The 18899-nt window shown below is 49.7% G+C and carries 17 protein-coding genes; 2 read left to right on the top strand and 15 right to left on the bottom strand.

Going from position 1 to position 18899, the window contains the following annotated elements; all coding sequences use genetic code 11:
- Window positions 1-169 precede the first annotated feature (169 nt).
- Window positions 170-607: a bacilliredoxin BrxB gene (gene brxB / locus C5I45_RS08055; RefSeq protein WP_003153223.1), complete on the bottom strand. Its 438-nt coding sequence runs from the start codon at window positions 605-607 to the stop codon at window positions 170-172.
- A gap of 179 nt (window positions 608-786) precedes the next feature.
- On the opposite strand from brxB, the gene C5I45_RS08050 reads away from it, so the two are divergent.
- On the top strand, window positions 787-1683 hold the full coding sequence (locus tag C5I45_RS08050; protein WP_025852833.1) for a YegS/Rv2252/BmrU family lipid kinase: 897 nt from the start codon (window positions 787-789) through the stop codon (window positions 1681-1683).
- Window positions 1684-1727: 44 nt separating this feature from the next.
- Here the strand turns inward: C5I45_RS08050 and C5I45_RS08045 are convergent, their stop codons facing one another.
- The 8 genes from C5I45_RS08045 to C5I45_RS08010 all read right to left on the bottom strand — a co-directional run bounded on the left by C5I45_RS08045 (window position 1728) and on the right by C5I45_RS08010 (window position 11736).
- Window positions 1728-2966, bottom strand: coding sequence for a dihydrolipoamide acetyltransferase family protein (locus C5I45_RS08045; protein WP_107994319.1), 1239 nt, complete (start codon window positions 2964-2966; stop codon window positions 1728-1730).
- Between the two features lie 21 nt (window positions 2967-2987).
- Window positions 2988-3971 carry a 3-methyl-2-oxobutanoate dehydrogenase subunit beta gene (gene bfmBAB, locus C5I45_RS08040; protein WP_003153216.1) on the bottom strand — a complete coding sequence of 328 codons (984 nt, stop codon included), beginning with the start codon at window positions 3969-3971 and terminating at the stop codon, window positions 2988-2990.
- A gap of 12 nt (window positions 3972-3983) precedes the next feature.
- On the bottom strand, window positions 3984-4976 hold the full coding sequence (locus C5I45_RS08035; RefSeq protein WP_107994318.1) for a thiamine pyrophosphate-dependent dehydrogenase E1 component subunit alpha: 993 nt from the start codon (window positions 4974-4976) through the stop codon (window positions 3984-3986).
- Between the two features lie 22 nt (window positions 4977-4998).
- Window positions 4999-6420 (bottom strand): dihydrolipoyl dehydrogenase, encoded by a 1422-nt coding sequence (gene lpdA, locus C5I45_RS08030; protein WP_003153212.1) that lies wholly within the window; start codon window positions 6418-6420, stop codon window positions 4999-5001.
- The gene (gene buk, locus C5I45_RS08025; protein ID WP_107994317.1) at window positions 6410-7525 is read right to left on the bottom strand and encodes a butyrate kinase; all 1116 of its coding nucleotides are present in this window, start codon (window positions 7523-7525) and stop codon (window positions 6410-6412) included. The genes lpdA and buk overlap by 11 nt, the downstream gene beginning before the upstream one ends.
- A 17-nt stretch (window positions 7526-7542) precedes the next feature.
- Complete coding sequence (gene bcd, locus C5I45_RS08020; RefSeq protein ID WP_003153209.1) at window positions 7543-8637, bottom strand: branched-chain amino acid dehydrogenase; 1095 nt, start codon at window positions 8635-8637, stop codon at window positions 7543-7545.
- Between the two features lie 13 nt (window positions 8638-8650).
- Window positions 8651-9544, bottom strand: coding sequence for a phosphate butyryltransferase (yqiS, locus tag C5I45_RS08015; RefSeq protein WP_003153207.1), 894 nt, complete (start codon window positions 9542-9544; stop codon window positions 8651-8653).
- 122 nt (window positions 9545-9666) lie between these two features.
- Window positions 9667-11736, bottom strand: coding sequence for a sigma-54 interaction domain-containing protein (locus C5I45_RS08010; protein WP_025852843.1), 2070 nt, complete (start codon window positions 11734-11736; stop codon window positions 9667-9669).
- A 153-nt stretch (window positions 11737-11889) separates the two neighbouring features.
- Between C5I45_RS08010 and C5I45_RS08005 the strand changes: the two genes are divergently transcribed.
- Window positions 11890-12132: a DUF2627 domain-containing protein gene (locus tag C5I45_RS08005; protein WP_007408378.1), complete on the top strand. Its 243-nt coding sequence runs from the start codon at window positions 11890-11892 to the stop codon at window positions 12130-12132.
- A gap of 27 nt (window positions 12133-12159) precedes the next feature.
- Here the strand turns inward: C5I45_RS08005 and prpB are convergent, their stop codons facing one another.
- From prpB to C5I45_RS07975, 6 genes are read right to left on the bottom strand one after another with little or no spacing between them, the layout of a single operon-like run.
- A complete protein-coding gene (gene prpB / locus C5I45_RS08000; RefSeq protein WP_107994316.1) occupies window positions 12160-13065 on the bottom strand; it encodes a methylisocitrate lyase in 906 nt (301 codons plus the stop codon).
- Window positions 13066-13083: 18 nt separating this feature from the next.
- Window positions 13084-14511: a bifunctional 2-methylcitrate dehydratase/aconitate hydratase gene (locus C5I45_RS07995; protein ID WP_014305382.1), complete on the bottom strand. Its 1428-nt coding sequence runs from the start codon at window positions 14509-14511 to the stop codon at window positions 13084-13086.
- A gap of 25 nt (window positions 14512-14536) precedes the next feature.
- Window positions 14537-15634: a citrate synthase gene (gene mmgD, locus C5I45_RS07990; RefSeq protein WP_032857289.1), complete on the bottom strand. Its 1098-nt coding sequence runs from the start codon at window positions 15632-15634 to the stop codon at window positions 14537-14539.
- A 23-nt stretch (window positions 15635-15657) separates the two neighbouring features.
- The gene (locus tag C5I45_RS07985; protein ID WP_044053450.1) at window positions 15658-16791 is read right to left on the bottom strand and encodes an acyl-CoA dehydrogenase; all 1134 of its coding nucleotides are present in this window, start codon (window positions 16789-16791) and stop codon (window positions 15658-15660) included.
- A gap of 29 nt (window positions 16792-16820) precedes the next feature.
- Window positions 16821-17672 (bottom strand): 3-hydroxybutyryl-CoA dehydrogenase, encoded by an 852-nt coding sequence (locus C5I45_RS07980; protein WP_003153196.1) that lies wholly within the window; start codon window positions 17670-17672, stop codon window positions 16821-16823.
- Window positions 17673-17691: 19 nt separating this feature from the next.
- On the bottom strand, window positions 17692-18873 hold the full coding sequence (locus C5I45_RS07975) for an acetyl-CoA C-acetyltransferase (RefSeq protein ID WP_025852849.1): 1182 nt from the start codon (window positions 18871-18873) through the stop codon (window positions 17692-17694).
- Window positions 18874-18899 lie beyond the last annotated feature (26 nt).

Raw genomic sequence — 18899 nt, 5'->3', positions numbered from 1 at the left:
AATTGTGATGCAATACTATTTTTGAAAAATATATTTTCCTTTCTCTGTTTATTATAGTCATTGTTTTTCCGATTAGTGACAGCTGAACGCCGGTGTATAAATATTTATATTTATACAGATTCCATATAAAAAACCCCGGAAGCGCTCGGCTCCGGGGTTTTTCTTTCACTTATACTTCTTCACAATATTCTTCAAATGCTTCCTGCAGTTTTGTGACGACGGCCATCGGCTCATGGCCTTCAATTTCATGGCGTTCCACCATTTTCATGATTTTCCCGTCTTTTAAAATGGCAAATGACGGAGAGGACGGCGGATAGCCTTCAAAGTATTCTCTCGCTTTGGCTGTCGCTTCTTTATCCTGTCCGGCAAATACCGTCACAAGCTGATCCGGGCGTTTATCGTAATGTACGGAATGGTATGCGGCAGGCCGTGCAATACCGCCTGCGCATCCGCACACAGAGTTGACCATGACGAGTGTGGTTCCTTTTTTCGAAAGCGCTTCGTCCACTTCCTCAGCGGTTTTCAGCTCTGTATACCCGGCGGCCGTGATTTCCTGGCGGGCTTGACGCACGACATCATTCATAAATAAATTAAAATCCATATTCAACTGGGACCTCTCCTTTTTGATCATCTCTTCTTATGATAGCAAGGAACCTCACTATCGGCAAATGACACCGCTCATATCCAAATTGTTTTTTGTTCCTTTTATGTACCCGCTGTAAGTTTATGACCTTTTAAAAACGGGAAACTTGTTAAAGAGATTGTCTGAAATAAAGGAGCAGTCGTATGAGCCAACGGAAAGCAGTATTAATTTATAACGGAAACGCCGGTCAAAAACAGATTGATAAAACGCTCGGCACGGTCGTCCCCATTTTGGCCCAGTCAGCTGACGAACTTTTGATTAAACCGACCAAACATCAGGATGATGCCCGTCAGTATTGTGAAAACCTCGACAGTTCAGTTGACCATTTATATATTTTAGGCGGAGACGGCACTGTGCATCAATGCATCAACAGCATCAGCAAGCTTGATCACAGGCCCGCTGTCGGCATTTTGCCGGGAGGAACGTGCAACGATTTCTCACGGGCGCTCGGCATCCCGCAAAACCTTCAAAAGGCCGCTGAAGCGCTCGCGGCCGGACATAAACGGATGATTGACGTCTGTAAAACGGATGACGGCTATTTTCTGAACTTCTGGGGCATCGGATTGATCACTGAAGCATCGAGCCATATCAATGAAACTGAAAAAGCATGGCTTGGTAAAATCAGCTACTTCACGAGCGCCTTGCGGACGATGACAAGCGCGAACCCGTTTCCTGTCAAATTGACAATTGACGGCGAGGTGAAAGAAGACGAAGCCGTAATGGTGCTTGTCATGAACGGGCATTATATCGGGACAAACAGAGTTCCCCTGCCTGATGCGAGCCTCCGGGACGGCTTAGCCGATGTGTTAATCTGCCGCAACACAAGCCTTGCCGCGTTGCGGGAGCTGATGACGATGGAGCAGGGTTCGTTTGATGATTTCAAAGGGGAGCTGTCCTATATTCAGGCCTCCAGGATTGAAATCGAAACCGGACGTGAAATGGACGCGGATACAGATGGCGAGGTATACGGAACAACGCCTTGTACGATCGAAGTGAAAACACATCATCTCACTATGCTTGTTCCCGAGGATTCACAATGAAAATAAAAAAGCTCCTTTTGCCGCCCGGGCAAAAGGAGTTTTTTTTAATAGACTGAAGTATTTTCGTCAATGTTTTCTAAGATTTCTTTGACGCGTCCGAGGAAACGGCCGCATACGAGCCCGTCGAGCACTCTGTGATCTAAAGACAGGCAAAGATTAACCATATCACGCACTGCGATCATCCCGTTATTCATGACAACCGGACGTTTGACGATAGATTCTACCTGAAGAATCGCCGCCTGCGGATGGTTGATAATGCCCATAGATTGAACTGACCCGAAAGATCCCGTGTTATTGACGGTAAATGTGCCGCCCTGCATATCTTCCGCGGTAAGTTTTCCGTTTCTCACTTTTTTCGCAAGGTCCGTTATTTCTCTGGCTATGCCTTTAATCGTTTTTTCATCAGCATGCTTAATAACCGGAACAAACAGCGAATCTTCCGTGGCAACGGCAATGGAGATGTTGATGTCTTTCTTTTGGACGATTTTGTCTCCCGCCCACATGCTGTTCATCTGCGGGAACTCTTTGAGAGCCTGCGCCGCCGCTTTTACAAAGAAAGCGAAAAACGTTAAATTGAAGCCTTCTTTTTGTTTAAATGAGTCTTTAATGCTGTTTCTGTACGCCGTCATGTTCGTGACGTCGACTTCCATCATCGTCCAGGCGTGCGGAATTTCTGTTTTGCTTTTATGCATATTGGCGGCGATGGCTTTTCTGACGCCTGTAACCGGAATTTCAATATCACCGGCTGACAGAGCTGGCGCCGGCGCTTGTTGCGTTGTTTGAACGGCAGCCGGCGCCGGTGCTTCCGACTTCTGCTGCATTCCCGAATCAATGATCTTTTGAATGTCTTTTCGCGTAATTCTTCCGCCTGCACCCGTTCCTTCAACTTCTTCAAGCTGAATGCCGTGTTCTCCCGCTAATCTGAGCACGGCCGGTGAATAACGCGCTTTATTTGACTGATTTTTACCTTGACGGTTTGCATCGGTGTCTGAAGGGGTATTCTGCTCTTCTTCCCGCTTCGGCGCCTCTTCGGTTTCCGTTTCTTCCGTTTCAATTTTGCAGATGATCTCGCCGACTGTAAGAGTCTGGCCTTCTTCTCCTACAAGTTCTGTAATCGTACCGGTAAAAGAAGACGGCACCTCCGCATTCACTTTATCCGTCATGACCTCCGCAATGGGGTCATATTTATTCACTTGATCACCGGGGGATACCAGCCACTTACTGATCGTCCCTTCCGTCACGCTCTCTCCGAGCTGAGGCATAGCCATTTGTTCAATCGCCATGTCAAAAACCTCCTTACGTCTTTAAAACTCCGCTAATTCTCTCATCGCGGCTTCCGCTTTGTCAGGATTCATCATGAAGTATTTTTCCATTGTCGGCGCATAAGGCATTGCCGGAACATCAGGACCTGCAAGCCGCTTGATCGGCGCGTCTAAATCAAATAAGCAGTTTTCAGAAATAATGGCGGCGACCTCACTCATAATACCGCCTTCTTTCGTATCTTCTGTGATCAGCAATACTTTTCCCGTTTTAGACGCAGCTTCAATGATGGCTTCTTTATCTAACGGATAAACCGTACGCAAATCTAATACGTGCGCGGAAATTCCGTCTTTTTCAAGACGCTCGGCAGCCTGCAGAGCGAAATGGACGCATAATCCGTACGTAATGACAGTAATGTCGCTGCCTTCGCGTTTTACATCCGCCTTTCCGATCGGAAGGACGTAATCATCCGCAGGGACTTCGCCTTTAATCAGACGGTACGCCCTCTTATGTTCGAAAAACAGCACCGGATCTTCGTCACGGACTGCGGCTTTCAACAGCCCTTTTGCGTCATAAGGAGTTGAAGGCATGACAATTTTAAGACCCGGCTGGTTGGCAAAAATGGCCTCCACAGACTGGGAATGATACAACGCGCCGTGCACGCCGCCTCCGTAAGGCGCTCTGATGACCATCGGACAGCTCCAATCATTGTTTGAACGGTAGCGTATTTTGGCCGCTTCTGAAATGATTTGGTTGACCGCAGGCAGAATGAAATCGGCAAACTGCATCTCGGCAATCGGGCGCATGCCGTACATCGCGGCGCCGATCCCGACTCCGGCAATCGCTGATTCCGCAAGCGGCGTATCCATCACCCGCTCTTCTCCGAACTGTTCATAGAGACCCGCCGTGGCTTTAAACACGCCGCCTTTTCTCCCGACATCTTCCCCGAGGACAAATACGCGCGGATCTCTTTCCATTTCTTCTTTCATAGCTGCATTAATACTGTCAATATAAGACATTACAGACATAAGTATTCCTCCCTACTTCGCATAAACGTGATCAAGCGTTGATTCAGGAGATGCGTATGGCGCTTTCTCCGCTTCGTCTGTCGCTTCGTTTACGATAGCCATGATGTCATCCAGCATGGTCTTTTCTTCTTCTTCACCTAGAAGCCCGGCTTCTTGCAAGTATGCTTTGTATAAAAGAAGCGGATCCTGTTTCTTTGCTTCTTCTACTTCTTCGCGTTCTCTGTAGCTGCTGTCGTCGTCATCACTGGAATGCGGCGTCAACCGGTAGGAAACCGTTTCTATTAATGTAGGTCCTTCGCCTTTAGATGCCCGTTCGCGCGCTTCTTTCACGGCCCGGTAAACTTCCAGCAGGTCGTTTCCGTCAACTGTGACTCCCGGCATGCCGTAGCCTGCCGCCCGGTCGGAAATATTTTCGCACGCCACCTGTTTGTCATACGGAACAGAAATGGCATACTTATTATTTTCACACATGAAAATGACCGGCAATTTATACACGGCGGCAAAGTTTGCCCCTTCGTGAAAATCTCCCTGGTTGGAAGAACCTTCTCCAAAGGTAACGAAAGAGACGATATCCTTTTTATCCATGCGTCCCGCAAGCGCGATTCCGACCGCGTGGGGAACCTGCGTCGTCACAGGGGATGAGCCCGTTACGATTCTATTTTCCTTTTGCCCGAAGTGGCCCGGCATCTGCCTTCCGCCTGAGTTCGGATCAGCCGCTTTCGCAAAACCCGACATCATCAAATCCTTAGCAGTCATACCGAATGCAAGCACAACCCCCATATCTCTGTAGTACGGAAGCACATAGTCGGTATCGCGTTTTAGGGCATAGGCCGCGCCTACTTGAGCCGCTTCCTGCCCTTGACATGAAATAACGAACGGAATTTTGCCCGAGCGGTTTAAGAGCCACATTCTTTCGTCGATTTTTCTGGCTAACAGCATGGTTCTATACATTTCAACGGCTTCTTCGTCAGAAAGCCCTAATGCTTGATGGCGGTTTGTAGTCATTCAAACCCCTCCTTCTTTCCTTTTAAAAATGAATCGCGTTTCCGTCTGCGGCTAACGCAGCTTCCCCAATCGCTTCTGAAAGCGACGGATGCGGATGTATGGACTGGCCGATTTCCCAAGGCGTCGCGTCGAGCACCTTGGCAAGCCCCGCTTCAGAGATCATATCGGTGACGTGCGGGCCGATCATATGAACACCGAGAATATCATCTGTATTCCGATCGGCGACGATTTTGACAAAGCCGTCGCTTTCTCCGTATACAAGAGCCTTTCCGATCGCCATGAACGGAAACTTTCCGATCTTAAGTTCATGTCCTTTTCGGGCAGCTTCTTCTTCTGTCAGCCCGACACTCGCCGCTTCCGGATTTGAATAAATGCATTTCGGCACAAGAGCGGCATCAAGCGGAGCCGGATTAAGACCCGCCATATGCTCAACGGCAATGATGCCTTCACGGGAGGCCACATGCGCAAGCTGCAGACCGCCGACGACATCACCGATCGCATATATATGCGATTCCTTCGTCTGTCCGGCTTCATTTACTATGATAGAACCGTTTTCCGCTGCAATGTCCGTATTTTCAAGGCCGATCCCTTCAATGTTCGGCTGGCGGCCGATGGAAACAAGCATTTGTTCGGCGTGATACGTTTCTTTTTTTCCATTCTTTTCAGCGGCAATTGAAACGCCATCCGCTTTTTCCAATGTATCCGGAAGCACTTTCGCACCCGTTACAATCTTAATTCCTTTTTTCGTTAACAGTTTTTCCATCTCGCTTGAAATATCACGGTCTTCAGTCGGCAAAATGCGGTCCGCATATTCAATCACAGTGATATTGACGCCGAAATCGTTCAGCATGGATGCCCATTCAATTCCGATGACACCGCCGCCGACGATCAACATGGATTGGGGCAGACGCTCAAGCTCAAGCGCTTCATCTGATGTCAGAATATATGTACCGTCCGCTTCTAAACCCGGCAGCATTTTCGGTCTTGAACCGGTTGCGATAATCAATTGTTTCGGTATCAGCATGTCGTTTTCTTCACCATTTGCGTATTCGACGGAAACCGTACCGGGAAGAGGTGAGAAGATGGAAGGGCCGAGCATACGTCCGTACCCGTTGAATACATCAATCTTCCCCTTTTTCATCAAGTGGGCGACACCGCCGGCCAGCCGGTCAACGATTCCCTGCTTTCGTTTTTGCACGCTGTCAAAGCGGAGGGAGACACCTTCCGTTTCAATGCCGAATGCTGCCGCTTCCTTTGCGGTTCGGTACACTTCCGCGCTTCTTAACAGCGCTTTACTCGGGATACATCCTTTATGCAGGCATGTTCCGCCGAGCTTTTCTTTTTCTACAACGGCCGTTTTTAAGCCGAGCTGGGCCGCTCTGATGGCGGCTACATAACCGCCCGTGCCGCCGCCCAGAATGACCACATCATATTCAGTCGCCATTTGTTTTCACTCCTTCGCCGATCTGATATTGCTTTAACTGCTCCTCACCGGCTAAAACCCGAAGCGCGCCTTGCGCGAGAGATTGCAGTTCATTTTCTCCCGGGTACACCAGTACATCCGAAATCCAATCTATGTACGATCTGATGGCGGATACGAAACTTTTCCCGTACGCCAATCCGCCCGTCAGGACGATAATGTCTACTTTTCCTTTTAATACGGCGCTTGCCGCCCCGATTTCTTTTGCTACTTGATAAGCCATGGCGTCATAAATGAGTCTCGCATGCTCATCTTCGGCCTGAATGCGTTTTTCCACCTTCACCGCGTCCGTTGTCCCCAGGTAGCCGGAGAGTCCGCCCGTGCCGACAAGTTTTTTCATCATATCGGCTTTTGAATACTTGCCGGAAAAACACATCTCCACCAAATCACCCGCAGGAACGGTTCCCGCACGCTCCGGGCTGAAGGGCCCTTCTCCGTGAAGCCCGTTGTTGACATCCGTCACCCGTCCGCAATCATGGACCCCGACTGTGATGCCGCCGCCCATATGAGTGACGATCATCTTCATCTGTTCATACCGTTTGCCGAGGGACGCCGCCGCATGACGGGCAACAGCTTTTTGGTTCAAAGCATGAAAAATGCTTTTCCTCTTGATTTCAGGCATTCCTGATACTTTAGCGAGCGGAGTCATCTCATCCACCACGACCGGATCGACGATATACGCGGGGATATTTAATCCGTCTGCTATTTCCCTGGCAATAATTCCGCCCAGATTAGAAGCATGCTGGCCGTTGTAGCCGTTTTTCAAATCAGTGATCATGGCGTCATTCACTTCATATGTGCCGCCCTCAATCGGTCTGAGCAGGCCGCCTCTGGCACAAACGGCATCAAACTTTGAAATGTTGATGCCCTGTTCGTGCAAAGACTCAAGAATGCTTATTTTTCGAAATTCGTATTGGTCGATAATGCCGTTAAATGTTTTCAGCTCTTCTTCGGGATGCCGCAGCGTCTTTTCAAAGATACAGCGTTCATTGTGAAAGACACCGATTTTCGTTGATGTTGAGCCTGGATTCAGAATGAGAATGCGTTTTTCCTGTTCGAACATTTTCATACCTCCAGATCAAATTCCTATCGTCTGCTTAATATACTTTGGCCGTTTTGCAGAAACTGGCTTCTTGAACGGCGCATGCGCTCAATTCGTTCCTCAGCCAGACGGTCGGCCGCTAAGTATGTCGGAATGCCGTCACGCGCGGAAATATCGAGCACCCGCTCAATGTTTGCATAGATGCCCTCAACCTTTTTCAAAGCACGCTCAGCGTTGTAGCCGTAAAGCTCATCGGCCACATTGATGACGCCGCCTGCATTGATGACATAATCCGGAGCGTACACGATTCCCATTTCATGAATGGTATCGCCGTGACGTGTTTCTTTCAGCTGGTTATTGGCCGCCCCCGCAATGACTTTCGCCTTCAGCTGTTTAATCGTGTCATCGTTAATGACGGCGCCGAGAGCACACGGGGCATAAATATCGCACGCCTGTGAGTAAATGTCGCCGGGATCAACTGCGCGGGCGCCGAAGTCCTCAACGGCACGTTTAACAGATTCTTTATTGATATCGGTTACGATTAAAGAAGCGCCTTCTTCGTGAAGGTGGCGGCATAGATTGTAAGCCACATTTCCCACGCCTTGCACGGCAATTGTTTTACCTTCCAGTGAATCAGTGCCAAACGCCGCTTTCGCTGCGGCTTTCATCCCTTTGTAGACGCCGTACGCCGTAACCGGAGACGGATTTCCTGATGAACCGAATGCCGGAGAAATTCCGGTTACATAGTCTGTTTCATCATGAATGATGTCCATATCTTCAACGGTGGTGCCGACGTCTTCCGCCGTAATATACCTTCCGTTTAAGCCTTGGATGTAGCGGCCGAACGCGCGGAACATTTCTTCATTTTTATCTTTGCGCGGGTCTCCGATAATAACGGTTTTCCCGCCGCCTAAGTTTAAACCGGCAGCCGCATTTTTATAAGTCATGCCTTTTGCGAGTCTCAGTGCATCTTCAATCGCCGCTTCTTCACTGTCATATGTCCACATTCTTGTTCCGCCGAGTGCAGGGCCGAGCGTCGTATCATGAATCGCGATGATCGCTTTTAATCCGGATTGTTCATCTTGGCAGAATACCAATTGTTCGTAATCATAAGTCTCCATATATTTAAAAATTTCCATAGGTTCGTTCCTCCTACTGTTCTTGTGATGCGCAAATCGCAAGCGCAATTGAATACAGTTTATTTTCTGCGGTATCCGCTCTGCTCGTTAATGCAATCGGCGCTTTTGCACCGGCGATGACGGCAGCAACATTTGCTTTCGCAAAATAAATCATTGACTTATAAAGCATATTTCCGGCCTCGATTGAAGGAACCAAGAGAATATCCGCCTGGCCCGCTACGCTTCCGGAAATCCCTTTTTGCAGCGCAGCCGCTTGGGATACGGCATTATCCAAAGCAAGCGGTCCGTCCGCAATGCAGCCGGTAATCTGTCCTCTATTGCACATCTGGACGATCGCAGCCGCGTTCAGCGTCGCCTCCATTTTCGGATTAACCGTTTCAATAGCCGCAAGGACTGCGGCTTTCGGCATAGGGTTCCCTACTGAATGTGCGACATGAACCGCATTTTGCAGAATATGCCCGAGTTCTTCAAGAGACGGGGCAATGTTCAGCGCTGAATCAGTCACATACATCAGCCGGTCATAGTCCGGCACTTCAAAAACGGCTACATGTGATAACACCCTTTTTGAACGAAGCCCTTCCTGGCGGTTTAAAACCGATTTCAGAAGAGTTGAGCTCGGGAGATTCCCTTTCATTAAAACGTCCGCCTCTTGTTCACGCACTGCGCGCACTGCTTTTGCCGCAGATTCTTCTGGTGAATCGGCGTGGATGATGTCAGCATTGAACTTCGGCTCATTTGCCAGAAGCTCTTTCAGCTTTCCGCTGTCACCCGTCAGTAAAAATCGTGCCGACAAGTGTTCTGCCGCCATTTTGACGGCGTGGATCACTTCTTTATCTGCTGCGTGGGCCACTGCAATGGTTTTTGCGTTTTTTGCCGCGGCTTTTTCAACTAGGTCTCTCAGCTTCATTTTGTACCACCTTTCTTGTGCGAATCCGCTTTTAACAATGCAAGTTCTGTGCCAAATATGCGAAAGGGTTTATTCCGGCTTTTTTCAAGAAAACATGCAGCTGTTTGCGCTTTCTCTGCAATTTATTGCATGCCGTCATTTGCAAGGCCGTACTTGTCCATTTTGTAGTACAGATTCCGAATGCTGACACCAAGCGCTTTCGCCGTTTTGGTTCGGTTGAATTTATGCTTTTCAAGCGTTTTTTGAATGATGTGCGCTTCAAATTTTTCAACAGCCTGAGACAGCTTTTCCCCTTCTACATCCGGAAAATCACTTTGGGTGCCGTTTTTGTCATTCAGCTCTGATTCGAAAACAGGCAGATGCTGCTGTTCGATCCGTTCCATATGCGGCTCTAAAAATATCATTGCCCGTCCGAGAACATTTTCAAGCTCCCGTACGTTTCCCGGCCAGCTGTAGGCTGATAAAGCTCGCAGCGCGTTCGGCGTGAGCCCCTTTACATTGCGGCCGTAATCCTGATTGATTTTTTCAATGAGCCGAATGCTCAGCGCTTCAATATCTTCTTTGCGCTGCCGAAGCGGCGGGATTGAGATCGGATAGCGGTTAATCCGGTAATACAGGTCTTCTCGGAACGCGCCTTCCGCCATGGCCTTTTCGATGTTGACGTTTGTCGCTGCGATAATTCTGACATTGACAGAAATCGCTTTTGCGCCGCCGACTCTAATAATTTCTTTTTCCTGCAGAACTCTGAGCAGCTTTGCCTGGGTGCTTTGGGTCAGCTCTCCGATTTCATCTAAGAAAATGCTGCCGTTATTCGCTTCCTCAAAAAGTCCTTTTTTGCCCCCGCGCCTCGCGCCCGTAAACGCGCCTTCCTCATAGCCGAAAAGCTCGGATTCAAGCAGGGATTCAGACAGGGCCGCACAATTGACCCGAATGAATTTATTGTATTTTCGGTCGCTTTCATTATGGATGGCGTGGGCGAAAAGTTCTTTCCCTGTGCCGGATTCTCCCCGCAGCAGAATCGTCGCCGGCGTTTTCGCCCCGAGCTTCGCCTGTTCAAGGGCGACCAGCATTTGTTCACTCGTGCCGATAATGTCATCAAACGTGTATTTCGCTTCAAGCGTGCGGATGATCTGGCGCGCCCGATTCAGCTCAGCAGTCAGCGTTTTAATTTCTGACACGTCGTGGATGACGCCGACGCTGCCTTTTAAAATACCGTCCACAATAACGGGGGCAACATTTACGATGACATCCTTTTTATTGGGGCCGACCTTCATCCTCACACCCCGCACGGGCCGCCTTGTCCCCAATACTTTCAGGTGCATGCTTTCCCCTTCCGAGATATCGGTGGAAGCGGGTTTTCCGATGACTTCGCTTTCTGACAGCCCGGTCATTTTTGTATATGCTTTGTTGATTAACATTCCGATGCCGTTTTCATCAACGACGGAAATGGCCTCGTCTGACGATTGAATAATCGCTTCAAGCATGGTGCGGATTTGTTTTAAGTTCGTGACCTCTTCCGCCAGTTCAACTGCGTCGGTGATGTCTTTAAACACGCATAACGCGCCGAGAAGTTTTCCGCCTTCATCAATGATCGGCAGTCTTGTCGTGACAATCTGCAGATGCTTGCCGAGAAGCTGCTTCTGGTTATATTCCGGCTCTCTCGTTTCCAGAATCCGCGGCAGCTTTGTGTTCGGCACTACATCTTTAATTTGGCGGCCGATGACATCCTCCCGTTTTCGGCCGACCATTTTTTCTGCCATCTGATTAAATAAAATGATCGTTTCGTTGACGTCTATAAAAATCATGCCGTCGTGCGTTGAATTAAAAATCCGGTCATGCTTATACGTCTGCGACTTCAGCATTTGGATAAGCTGCTGTTTTTCCTCCATCAGCTGAAACACCATGTACGCCAATTTTCCCGGCATGACGATGGTTTGTTCTTTTTTCTCATGGAGCAGCTCATCCATGACCGCTTTATCGCCTGTTGTATGGATGATAATATCTATATCTTCAGTTATGTAGGGTTTCCAATCTGATGAGGTTGCAATTCCATATCTCCGGGCTTCTTGCAGCCCTTGCGCCTCCGGATCTTGATCAACCACCGCAATAATCCGGATCAGTTTTGTTTTCATCAAAATCTGTAGGAGCGCCGTGCCTCCTTTACCAGCACCTATAATCAGCACCTTCTGCATCCCGATACCCCTTTATATGAAAAAATTTGCACACCTGTATTTCCCGTTGCAATAATTTGCACAACCCCTATGTTACCACGTTTTGATCTCTTGACAAAATATTTTTTCGATTGGACAATAAAGTAAATCATATCGTAAAGGGGTTTTCTGAATATGAGCCGGCTTGTTGCGCTTTTGATTCTGGTCCTCCCCGGCGCTGTCGCGGCGCTCGGCATTAAGCTGATGAGAGATGCATTATTCGGGCATGCGTTTTCCCCGTTTCCGTCCCTTTTTCTTCAGGGGGCGGCCGGATTGGCGTTTTTTTTGTTCGGCCTTTATGTTCTGGCCGGGTTTATTTTGTACAGAGATCGGAAACGCAATCAAGTCAGCCCGCGGTTCAGGAAAAAAAAGCTGTAAAAAAAGCCCTTGCAAAAAAGGGCTTTTTCAGTCGTCCGGCAGTATCGTTTTGGCAATGGATTGATCCAGTTCTTCATAGTCATCGTAAGCGATCGTTTCATATAATTCTTTTCTCGTCTGCATATCCGAAAGCCCCTCTTTTTGAGAGCCTTCTTCTTTCAGAAGGCGGAAAATACGCTCAAAAGCCTTGGCAGCCATTCTGAGTGACGTGACCGGGTAAATGACCATCTGACAGCCCATATCGGAAAATTCATCAGCACTGTAATACGGCGTTTGTCCGAATTCAGTCATATTTGCGAGAATCGGCACACTGATTTGTTTGGAAAACGCTCTGAATTCACTTTCGGATTGGAGCGCTTCCGGAAAAACAGCGTCAGCACCCGCTTTTATATAAGCAGAAGCCCTTTTTAATGCCCCCTCCAGCCCTTCCTGCTGTCTGGCGTCTGTTCTCGCAATAACAAGAAGAGTCGGCGCGGCCCGCTTGACCGCTTGGATTTTTTGCGCCATTTCTTCAATCGGCACGAGCTGCTTCCCATTCAGATGTCCGCATTTTTTCGGCAGGCGCTGATCCTCCATTTGGACGGCGGCCGCGCGCGCTTCATACATTTCTTTCGCCGTCCGGGCGGCATTCAGCACGCCTCCGAAACCCGTGTCAATATCGACGAGGACGGGCAGATCAGACGAGCGGACCAGATCTTTAACCCGTTCAGCCATTTCCGCCGACGTGATGATGCCTAAATCGGGCAGCCCTCTGCTCGCCGTGTAAGCCGCGCCTGATAAATAAAGAGCCGAAAAACCCGTTTTCTTGGCAATAAGAGCGGCCATCGCATCGTGAGCGCCGGGAATCTGCAATAGATCCGGCGCTGCCATCAGCGCACGGAACCGCTCTGCAAGCTCCTCTTGAGACGACTGCTTGCTGACGATCCACGTCATGTTTGTCACCCTCCTATTTTATATGAGAAATAAGTCCATAAATTCACTAACGCTGAGCTTCTGCATTCGGCCGCTATCTTTACAGGCCTCTTCGATTTTCCGCTGCTGCTTCAATGAAAAATGAGTGCTGATGTTTGCTGAAAACTTGGCAAGAATCTTCGGAACGGCTTCTTTTCTGCGGAACCGGTGCCCGAGCGGATATTCACATTCAATCCGTCCCGTAGCCGTGCCGTCTGTAAAATGCACCTGTACGGCATTTGAGATGGATCGCTTATTCGGGTCTAAGTAATCTTTTGAGTACGCTTTATGTTCCGTCACCTCCATTTTGCTCCGCAATGTATCAATTCGCGGGTCAGACGCCGTTTCCTCTTCATAATGATCCGCCGTGATATCTCCGAAAAGCAGCCCGATTGCCGTAATATACTGGAGGCAGTGATCCCGGTCAGCCGGATTGTGAAGCGGCCCTTTTTTATCGATAATCCGGATTGCCGACTCATGGGTCATAATCGTGATCCTGTCAATGTCTTCGATGCGGTCTTTCACCTCCGGATGAAGCCGGACCGCGCACTCCGCCGCTGTCTGGGCGTGGAATTCAGCCGGGTAGGATACTTTAAACAAAACATTCTCCATCACATAGGACCCAAGCGGGCGGGCAAGCTTCATTTCCTGCCGGTTAAATAATACGTCTTGAAATCCCCACCCGGATGCGGTCAGAGCCGTCGGGTACCCCATCTCACCTTTTTGCGCCATAAGGGCCAAATATACGCCTCTGCTCGTCGCGTCGCCGGCCGCCCATGATTTGCGTGACCCGGTGTTCGGCGCATGACGATACGTTCTGAGGCTTGAATTATCAATCCAAGCGTGAGATACGGCGTTATTGATTTCCTCTCTTGAGCCGCCCAGCATTTGTGCGCAAACAGCCGCAGTCGCCACCTTCACAAACAGCACATGGTCAAGCCCGACTCTGTTTAAACTGTTTTCCAAAGCGAGAATTCCTTGAATTTCGTGCGCTTTGATCATTGCGCAAAGCACATCACGCACGGTAAGCGGTTCTTTCCCTTCTGAAATCCGCACTCTGGATATATAATCCGCACAAGCCAATATGCCTCCGAGATTGTCAGACGGATGCCCCCATTCGGCCGCAAGCCACGTATCATTATAATCGAGCCACCTGTTGATACAGCCGATATTAAAGGCAGCCGTGACCGGGTCTAAAACAAAAGGCGTGCCCGGGACTCTGCTGCCGTTGGGCACGGAGGTTCCCGGGACAATCGGGCCGAGCAGCTTTGTACATTCGGGATAGCTGAGCGCCAAAATTCCGCAGCCTATCGTATCAAGAAGCACATGTCCTGCCGTAGTGAAAGCTTCCGAACTGTCAATCTCCTGATGGAGCACGTAGTCAGAAATCTCTTCGATTACGGCGTCCATTCGGCGGGGTTCTGTCATGTTTTCATCTTCCTTTCTCATCTGTTTACAGACGCGCTCCGGTATAGCGGACACGCGGGCGGAAAAGCCGGTTTCGGCTGTGCTGTTCAATGACGTGGGCGCACAGCCCGACCGTCCGTGCGCTGAAGAATATAGGCGTATACAGCGGGATCGGGATGCCGAGCATGTAATAGACCGGCGCTGCGTAGTAATCTAAGTTCGGATAAAGGCCTTTTTTCTCTCTCATGACGGTTTCTCCTGCTTCACACATATGATAAAGACGGAAATCACCTGAAAGATCAGACAGTTTTTTCAATGCTTCTTTCATCATGAGCGCCCTCGGGTCCATTTTTTTCATGTAGACACGGTGGCCGAAGCCCATGATTTTTTCTTTGTTTGCGAGTTTTTGAGTTAATAAGTGTGTAAACCCGTCTGTATCCTTCGCTTCCTCAAGCATGTACATAACTGCTTCGTTCGCTCCGCCGTGAAGGTTTCCCTTAAGCGAGGCGACGGCTCCGGTCAGAGCGCCGTAAATATCCGATTGCGTCGAAGCAATGACACGGGCCGTAAACGTTGAGTTCGGCAATTCATGCTCACTGTATAAAAGAAGCGACCGGTCGAATATTTCTTCTTCCAAGGAGGACGGCGTTTTTCCGGTAATCATATATAAAAAGTTTGCGCTGTACGATAAGGTTCCGACAGGCGCTAAAGGCTCCAGTCCGTTGATGACTCGATAGCTGTTGACGGTCAGATTGGGCATTTTGCCTATCAGCCCGCGGACACGGTGCCGATTTACAGAAGAGGTGCGGTTATCAATATCCTTATCAAAGCCTCCAAGCGCGGACAAACCTGTCCTCAGTCCGTCCATCGGGTGAGTACGTTCGGGCAGCAGACGGCATATACGCAAGATTTCCTCGGGAAGGTGTCCGCCGCGCCGAACGTCTTCTTCAAGCGCCTTCTTCTCTTTCGCATCAGGAAGTCTGTCTTCCAATAAGAGATGAACAATGTCCATATAGCCGGCCGTTTTAGAAAGCTCAATCAGATCGTGGCCTTTGATTAAAATACTGCCCTGCTGTGTATCCAGGAAAGAAATCCCCGTTTCCACCGCAATGACGCCATCTAAACCGGGAGAATAAGATTCCATGGTTTCGCTCCTTTGCGCACTTTTTATTGAAGAAGATACTTAGAAATAATCAGCCTTTGAATCTCATTGGTTCCTTCATAGATTTGCGTGACTTTCGCATCCCGAAATAAACGCTCCGCGGGATACTCTTTCATATAGCCGTAGCCGCCGTGAATCTGCACAGCCTCCACCGCCGCTTTCATCGCCGCATCGGACGCGAATTGCTTCGCCATAGATGCTTCTTTTCCGCACGGAAGCCCTCGCTGATACAGATCTGCCGCATGATAGACCAATAATTTGGCAGCTTCCGCATTCGTTGCCATGTCAGATAATTTAAATGAAACGGCCTGATTCGAAGCGATGGGTCTGCCGAACTGGCTGCGGGTTTTGGCGTACTCCGCCGAGCAGCCGAGCGCCGCTTCGATAATCCCGAGCGCCTGAGCCGCTATGCCGATCCGTCCGACGTCAAGGTTTTTCATGGCGATTGAAAAACCCTCGCCCTCTTCGCCGAGCCGGTTTTCAATCGGAATTTCCGCTTGATCAAACTGCAATTCGGCAGTATTGGAACCTAACAATCCGAGCTTTTTTTCTTTTTTTCCGACAGAAAAACCGGGTGTGTTTTTTTCAACAATAAACGCTGAAATTCCCTTTCTCCCTTTACCCGGATCGGTTATGGCAAATGTCAGATACAGATCTGCCGCTCCGCCGTTTGTAATAAAGATTTTTGAACCGTTCAGAATATATGAACCGCCTTTTCGCACGGCTGTTGTTCTCAGGCTTCCCGCATCAGATCCGGAGTGAGGCTCAGTAAGCGCAAAAGCCCCAATATATTCGCCCGCTGCCAGCTTCGGAATATACGTTTGTTTTTGGGCTTCTGTCCCGAAATGCAAAATCGGGATTGTCCCTACCGATGTGTGGACGGACAAAATGACGCCGACGGCCGCGCTGACTTTTGATATTTCATGAATCGCTAAAATGTAAGATGTTGTATCAGCACCCGCCCCGCCGTAAGCTTCCGGGACGGGAATGCCCATCAATCCCGCTTCGCCCATTTTTTTAATCAGCCGCTCCGGAAATTCATCTGTTGATTCCATGAGCTCAACCATCGGCGCGATTTCCTTGCGGGCAAAATCACGCACCATTTTCCTCATCATGATGTGCTCTTCAGTAAAATGCATGGCTGCCGTCTCCCCTCATGATCTTTACGTCATCTGCCGTACTCATAAAAACCGCGCCCGCTTTTTTTGCCGAGCCAGCCGGCGCTGACATATTTTCTGAGCAGAGGGCATGGGCGGTATTTCGGATCTCCGAGCCCCGCGTAGAGAACCTCCATAATGGAAAGGCACGTATCCAGCCCGATGAAGTCAGCTAATGTTAAAGGACCCATCGGATGACGCATGCCGAGCTTCATCACCTCATCAATCGCTTCCTTTGAAGCTGCTCCTTCGTAAAGGCAATAAACGGCTTCGTTAATCATCGGCATTAATATGCGATTAGATATAAAGCCCGGGAAATCATTGACTTCGACCGGGGTTTTATTCATCCGGACGGCAAGCTTCTTTACTGTTTCCGCCGTTTCTTCCGATGTGGCGAGTCCTCTGATGACTTCGACAAGCTCCATGACCGGAACCGGATTCATAAAATGCATGCCGATTACTTTTTCAGGCCTTTTTGTGGCCGCGGCAAGCTCCGTAATGGGAAGAGAAGACGTATTGCTTGCCAATACGGCATGAGGGGGACAGATTTTATCAAGTGTGTCAAACAATTCCGCTTTTGCTTTTTTGTTTTCGGCAATGGCTTCAATGATAAAATCAGCATCTCCCGCTTCTGTGAGCTCCGCCGGGGAAATACGGCTGAATACGGCATCTGTCTCCTTCTGTGACTTCCGTCCTTTTGCCTGCTCTTTCTCCAGGTTTGTCTTTATGCGATGAAGACCTTTTGTTACCGTTTCCGGCTCCCAATCGTATAACTTGACGGTAAACCCGGCTTCTGCGGCCGTCTGAGCGATGCCTGCTCCCATCTGACCGGCACCTGCGACCATGATTGTTTTCATCTTCATCCGGCGCTCCCTCCTTTGATCAGTACACCTCCAGCAGGACAGCATCTCCTTGAGCCGCTCCGCTACATATAGCCGCTATGCCTAACCCCCCTCCGCGACGCTTTAATTCGTATATTAAACTCATGATGATTCTCGCTCCGCTTGCGCCGATCGGGTGGCCGAACGCGATTGCCCCTCCGTTTACATTCACTTTCTCCCGGCTGAACCCGGCTATTTTTTCACTCACGAGCACGACGGACGCAAATGCTTCATTTACTTCAAACAAATCAATATCGTCAACGGACAGTCCGGTTTTTTTCAAGAGCCGGCTGATGGCCTCTCCCGGCGCGCTTGCCAGCTCGGACGCTTCCAGTCCGACGGACGCAAAGCCAAGTATCGCTGCGAGCGGCCTGACATGCTGCTTTGCTGCTTTTTCCTCTGACATCAGCACAAATGCTCCGGCCCCGTCATTTACACCGGGAGCGTTTCCGGCTGTAACCGTTCCGTCGGCTGTGAAAATCGGCTTGAGCGCTGCGAGCTGCTCAAGGCTTGTATCAGGACGCAGCCCCTCATCCGCTTCAACGATATGCTGTTTGCCCTTTTTGCCGGTCCAGGTGACGGGGACAATTTCTTCACGCAATTTGCCCGTCTCAGCCGCCTCAGCCGCGCGTTTCTGACTCAAAAGAGCGTAATGATCCTGTTCATCCCGGGAAATGCCGTACTTTTTGGCTGCAGTGCTTCCGTGGACAGCCATATGCACCTGGTCGAACGCACAGGTCAGCCCGTCATGAACCATTAAATCCTGAAAAACCCCGTCCCCCATCCTCACACCCCAGCGGCCGGCCGGAATGGCGTACGGGATGTTGCTCATGCTTTCCATTCCGCCTGCAATCAGCACGTCCGCGTCTTTCGCCCGGATCATTTGATCACAGATGGTAACGGCTCTGAGCCCTGATGCACAGACTTTATTAATGGTTTCAGCCGGAACAGACCACGGAAGCCCGGCATATCTTGCAGCCTGCCGTGCCGGAATCTGCCCGGCACCCGCCTGGACGACCATCCCCATCACCGCTCCTTCCGCTTCGCTTTCACTGATAGCGGCGCGCTTGATTGCTTCTTTTATGGCAATGCCGCCAAGCTCGGATGCCTTTACCTCTTTTAATGCGCCGCCGAATTTTCCGAACGGCGTTCTTGCCGCACTGACGATAACCGTTTTTCCCACACTTTTGCCTCACTTTCAATAAGATA

It is taken from the genome of Bacillus sp. ZY-1-1, assembly GCF_003047165.1.
GTDB lineage: Bacteria > Bacillota > Bacilli > Bacillales > Bacillaceae > Bacillus > Bacillus velezensis.
The sequence above is the reverse complement of the archived record's forward strand: the minus strand, read 5'-3'. Positions and strand labels throughout refer to the sequence as shown.

What these genes read in the sequence shown, in the direction of transcription:
- C5I45_RS08045 (WP_107994319.1), bottom strand. Translation starts at nt 2,966, where the DNA reads ATGGCGATTGAACAAATGGCTATGCCTCAGCTCGGAGAGAGCGTGACG.
- C5I45_RS08035 (WP_107994318.1), bottom strand. Translation starts at nt 4,976, where the DNA reads ATGACTACAAACCGCCATCAAGCATTAGGGCTTTCTGACGAAGAAGCC.
- yqiS (WP_003153207.1), bottom strand. Translation starts at nt 9,544, where the DNA reads ATGAAGCTGAGAGACCTAGTTGAAAAAGCCGCGGCAAAAAACGCAAAA.
- C5I45_RS07995 (WP_014305382.1), bottom strand. Translation starts at nt 14,511, where the DNA reads ATGACAGAACCCCGCCGAATGGACGCCGTAATCGAAGAGATTTCTGAC.
- C5I45_RS08010 (WP_025852843.1), bottom strand. Translation starts at nt 11,736, where the DNA reads ATGCAGAAGGTGCTGATTATAGGTGCTGGTAAAGGAGGCACGGCGCTC.
- C5I45_RS08050 (WP_025852833.1), top strand. Translation starts at nt 787, where the DNA reads ATGAGCCAACGGAAAGCAGTATTAATTTATAACGGAAACGCCGGTCAA.
- lpdA (WP_003153212.1), bottom strand. Translation starts at nt 6,420, where the DNA reads ATGGCGACTGAATATGATGTGGTCATTCTGGGCGGCGGCACGGGCGGT.
- bcd (WP_003153209.1), bottom strand. Translation starts at nt 8,637, where the DNA reads ATGGAAATTTTTAAATATATGGAGACTTATGATTACGAACAATTGGTA.
- C5I45_RS07985 (WP_044053450.1), bottom strand. Translation starts at nt 16,791, where the DNA reads ATGCATTTTACTGAAGAGCACATCATGATGAGGAAAATGGTGCGTGAT.
- C5I45_RS07980 (WP_003153196.1), bottom strand. Translation starts at nt 17,672, where the DNA reads ATGAAGATGAAAACAATCATGGTCGCAGGTGCCGGTCAGATGGGAGCA.
- prpB (WP_107994316.1), bottom strand. Translation starts at nt 13,065, where the DNA reads ATGACGTGGATCGTCAGCAAGCAGTCGTCTCAAGAGGAGCTTGCAGAG.
- buk (WP_107994317.1), bottom strand. Translation starts at nt 7,525, where the DNA reads ATGAAAATGTTCGAACAGGAAAAACGCATTCTCATTCTGAATCCAGGC.
- C5I45_RS08005 (WP_007408378.1), top strand. Translation starts at nt 11,890, where the DNA reads ATGAGCCGGCTTGTTGCGCTTTTGATTCTGGTCCTCCCCGGCGCTGTC.
- bfmBAB (WP_003153216.1), bottom strand. Translation starts at nt 3,971, where the DNA reads ATGTCTGTAATGTCTTATATTGACAGTATTAATGCAGCTATGAAAGAA.
- mmgD (WP_032857289.1), bottom strand. Translation starts at nt 15,634, where the DNA reads ATGGAATCTTATTCTCCCGGTTTAGATGGCGTCATTGCGGTGGAAACG.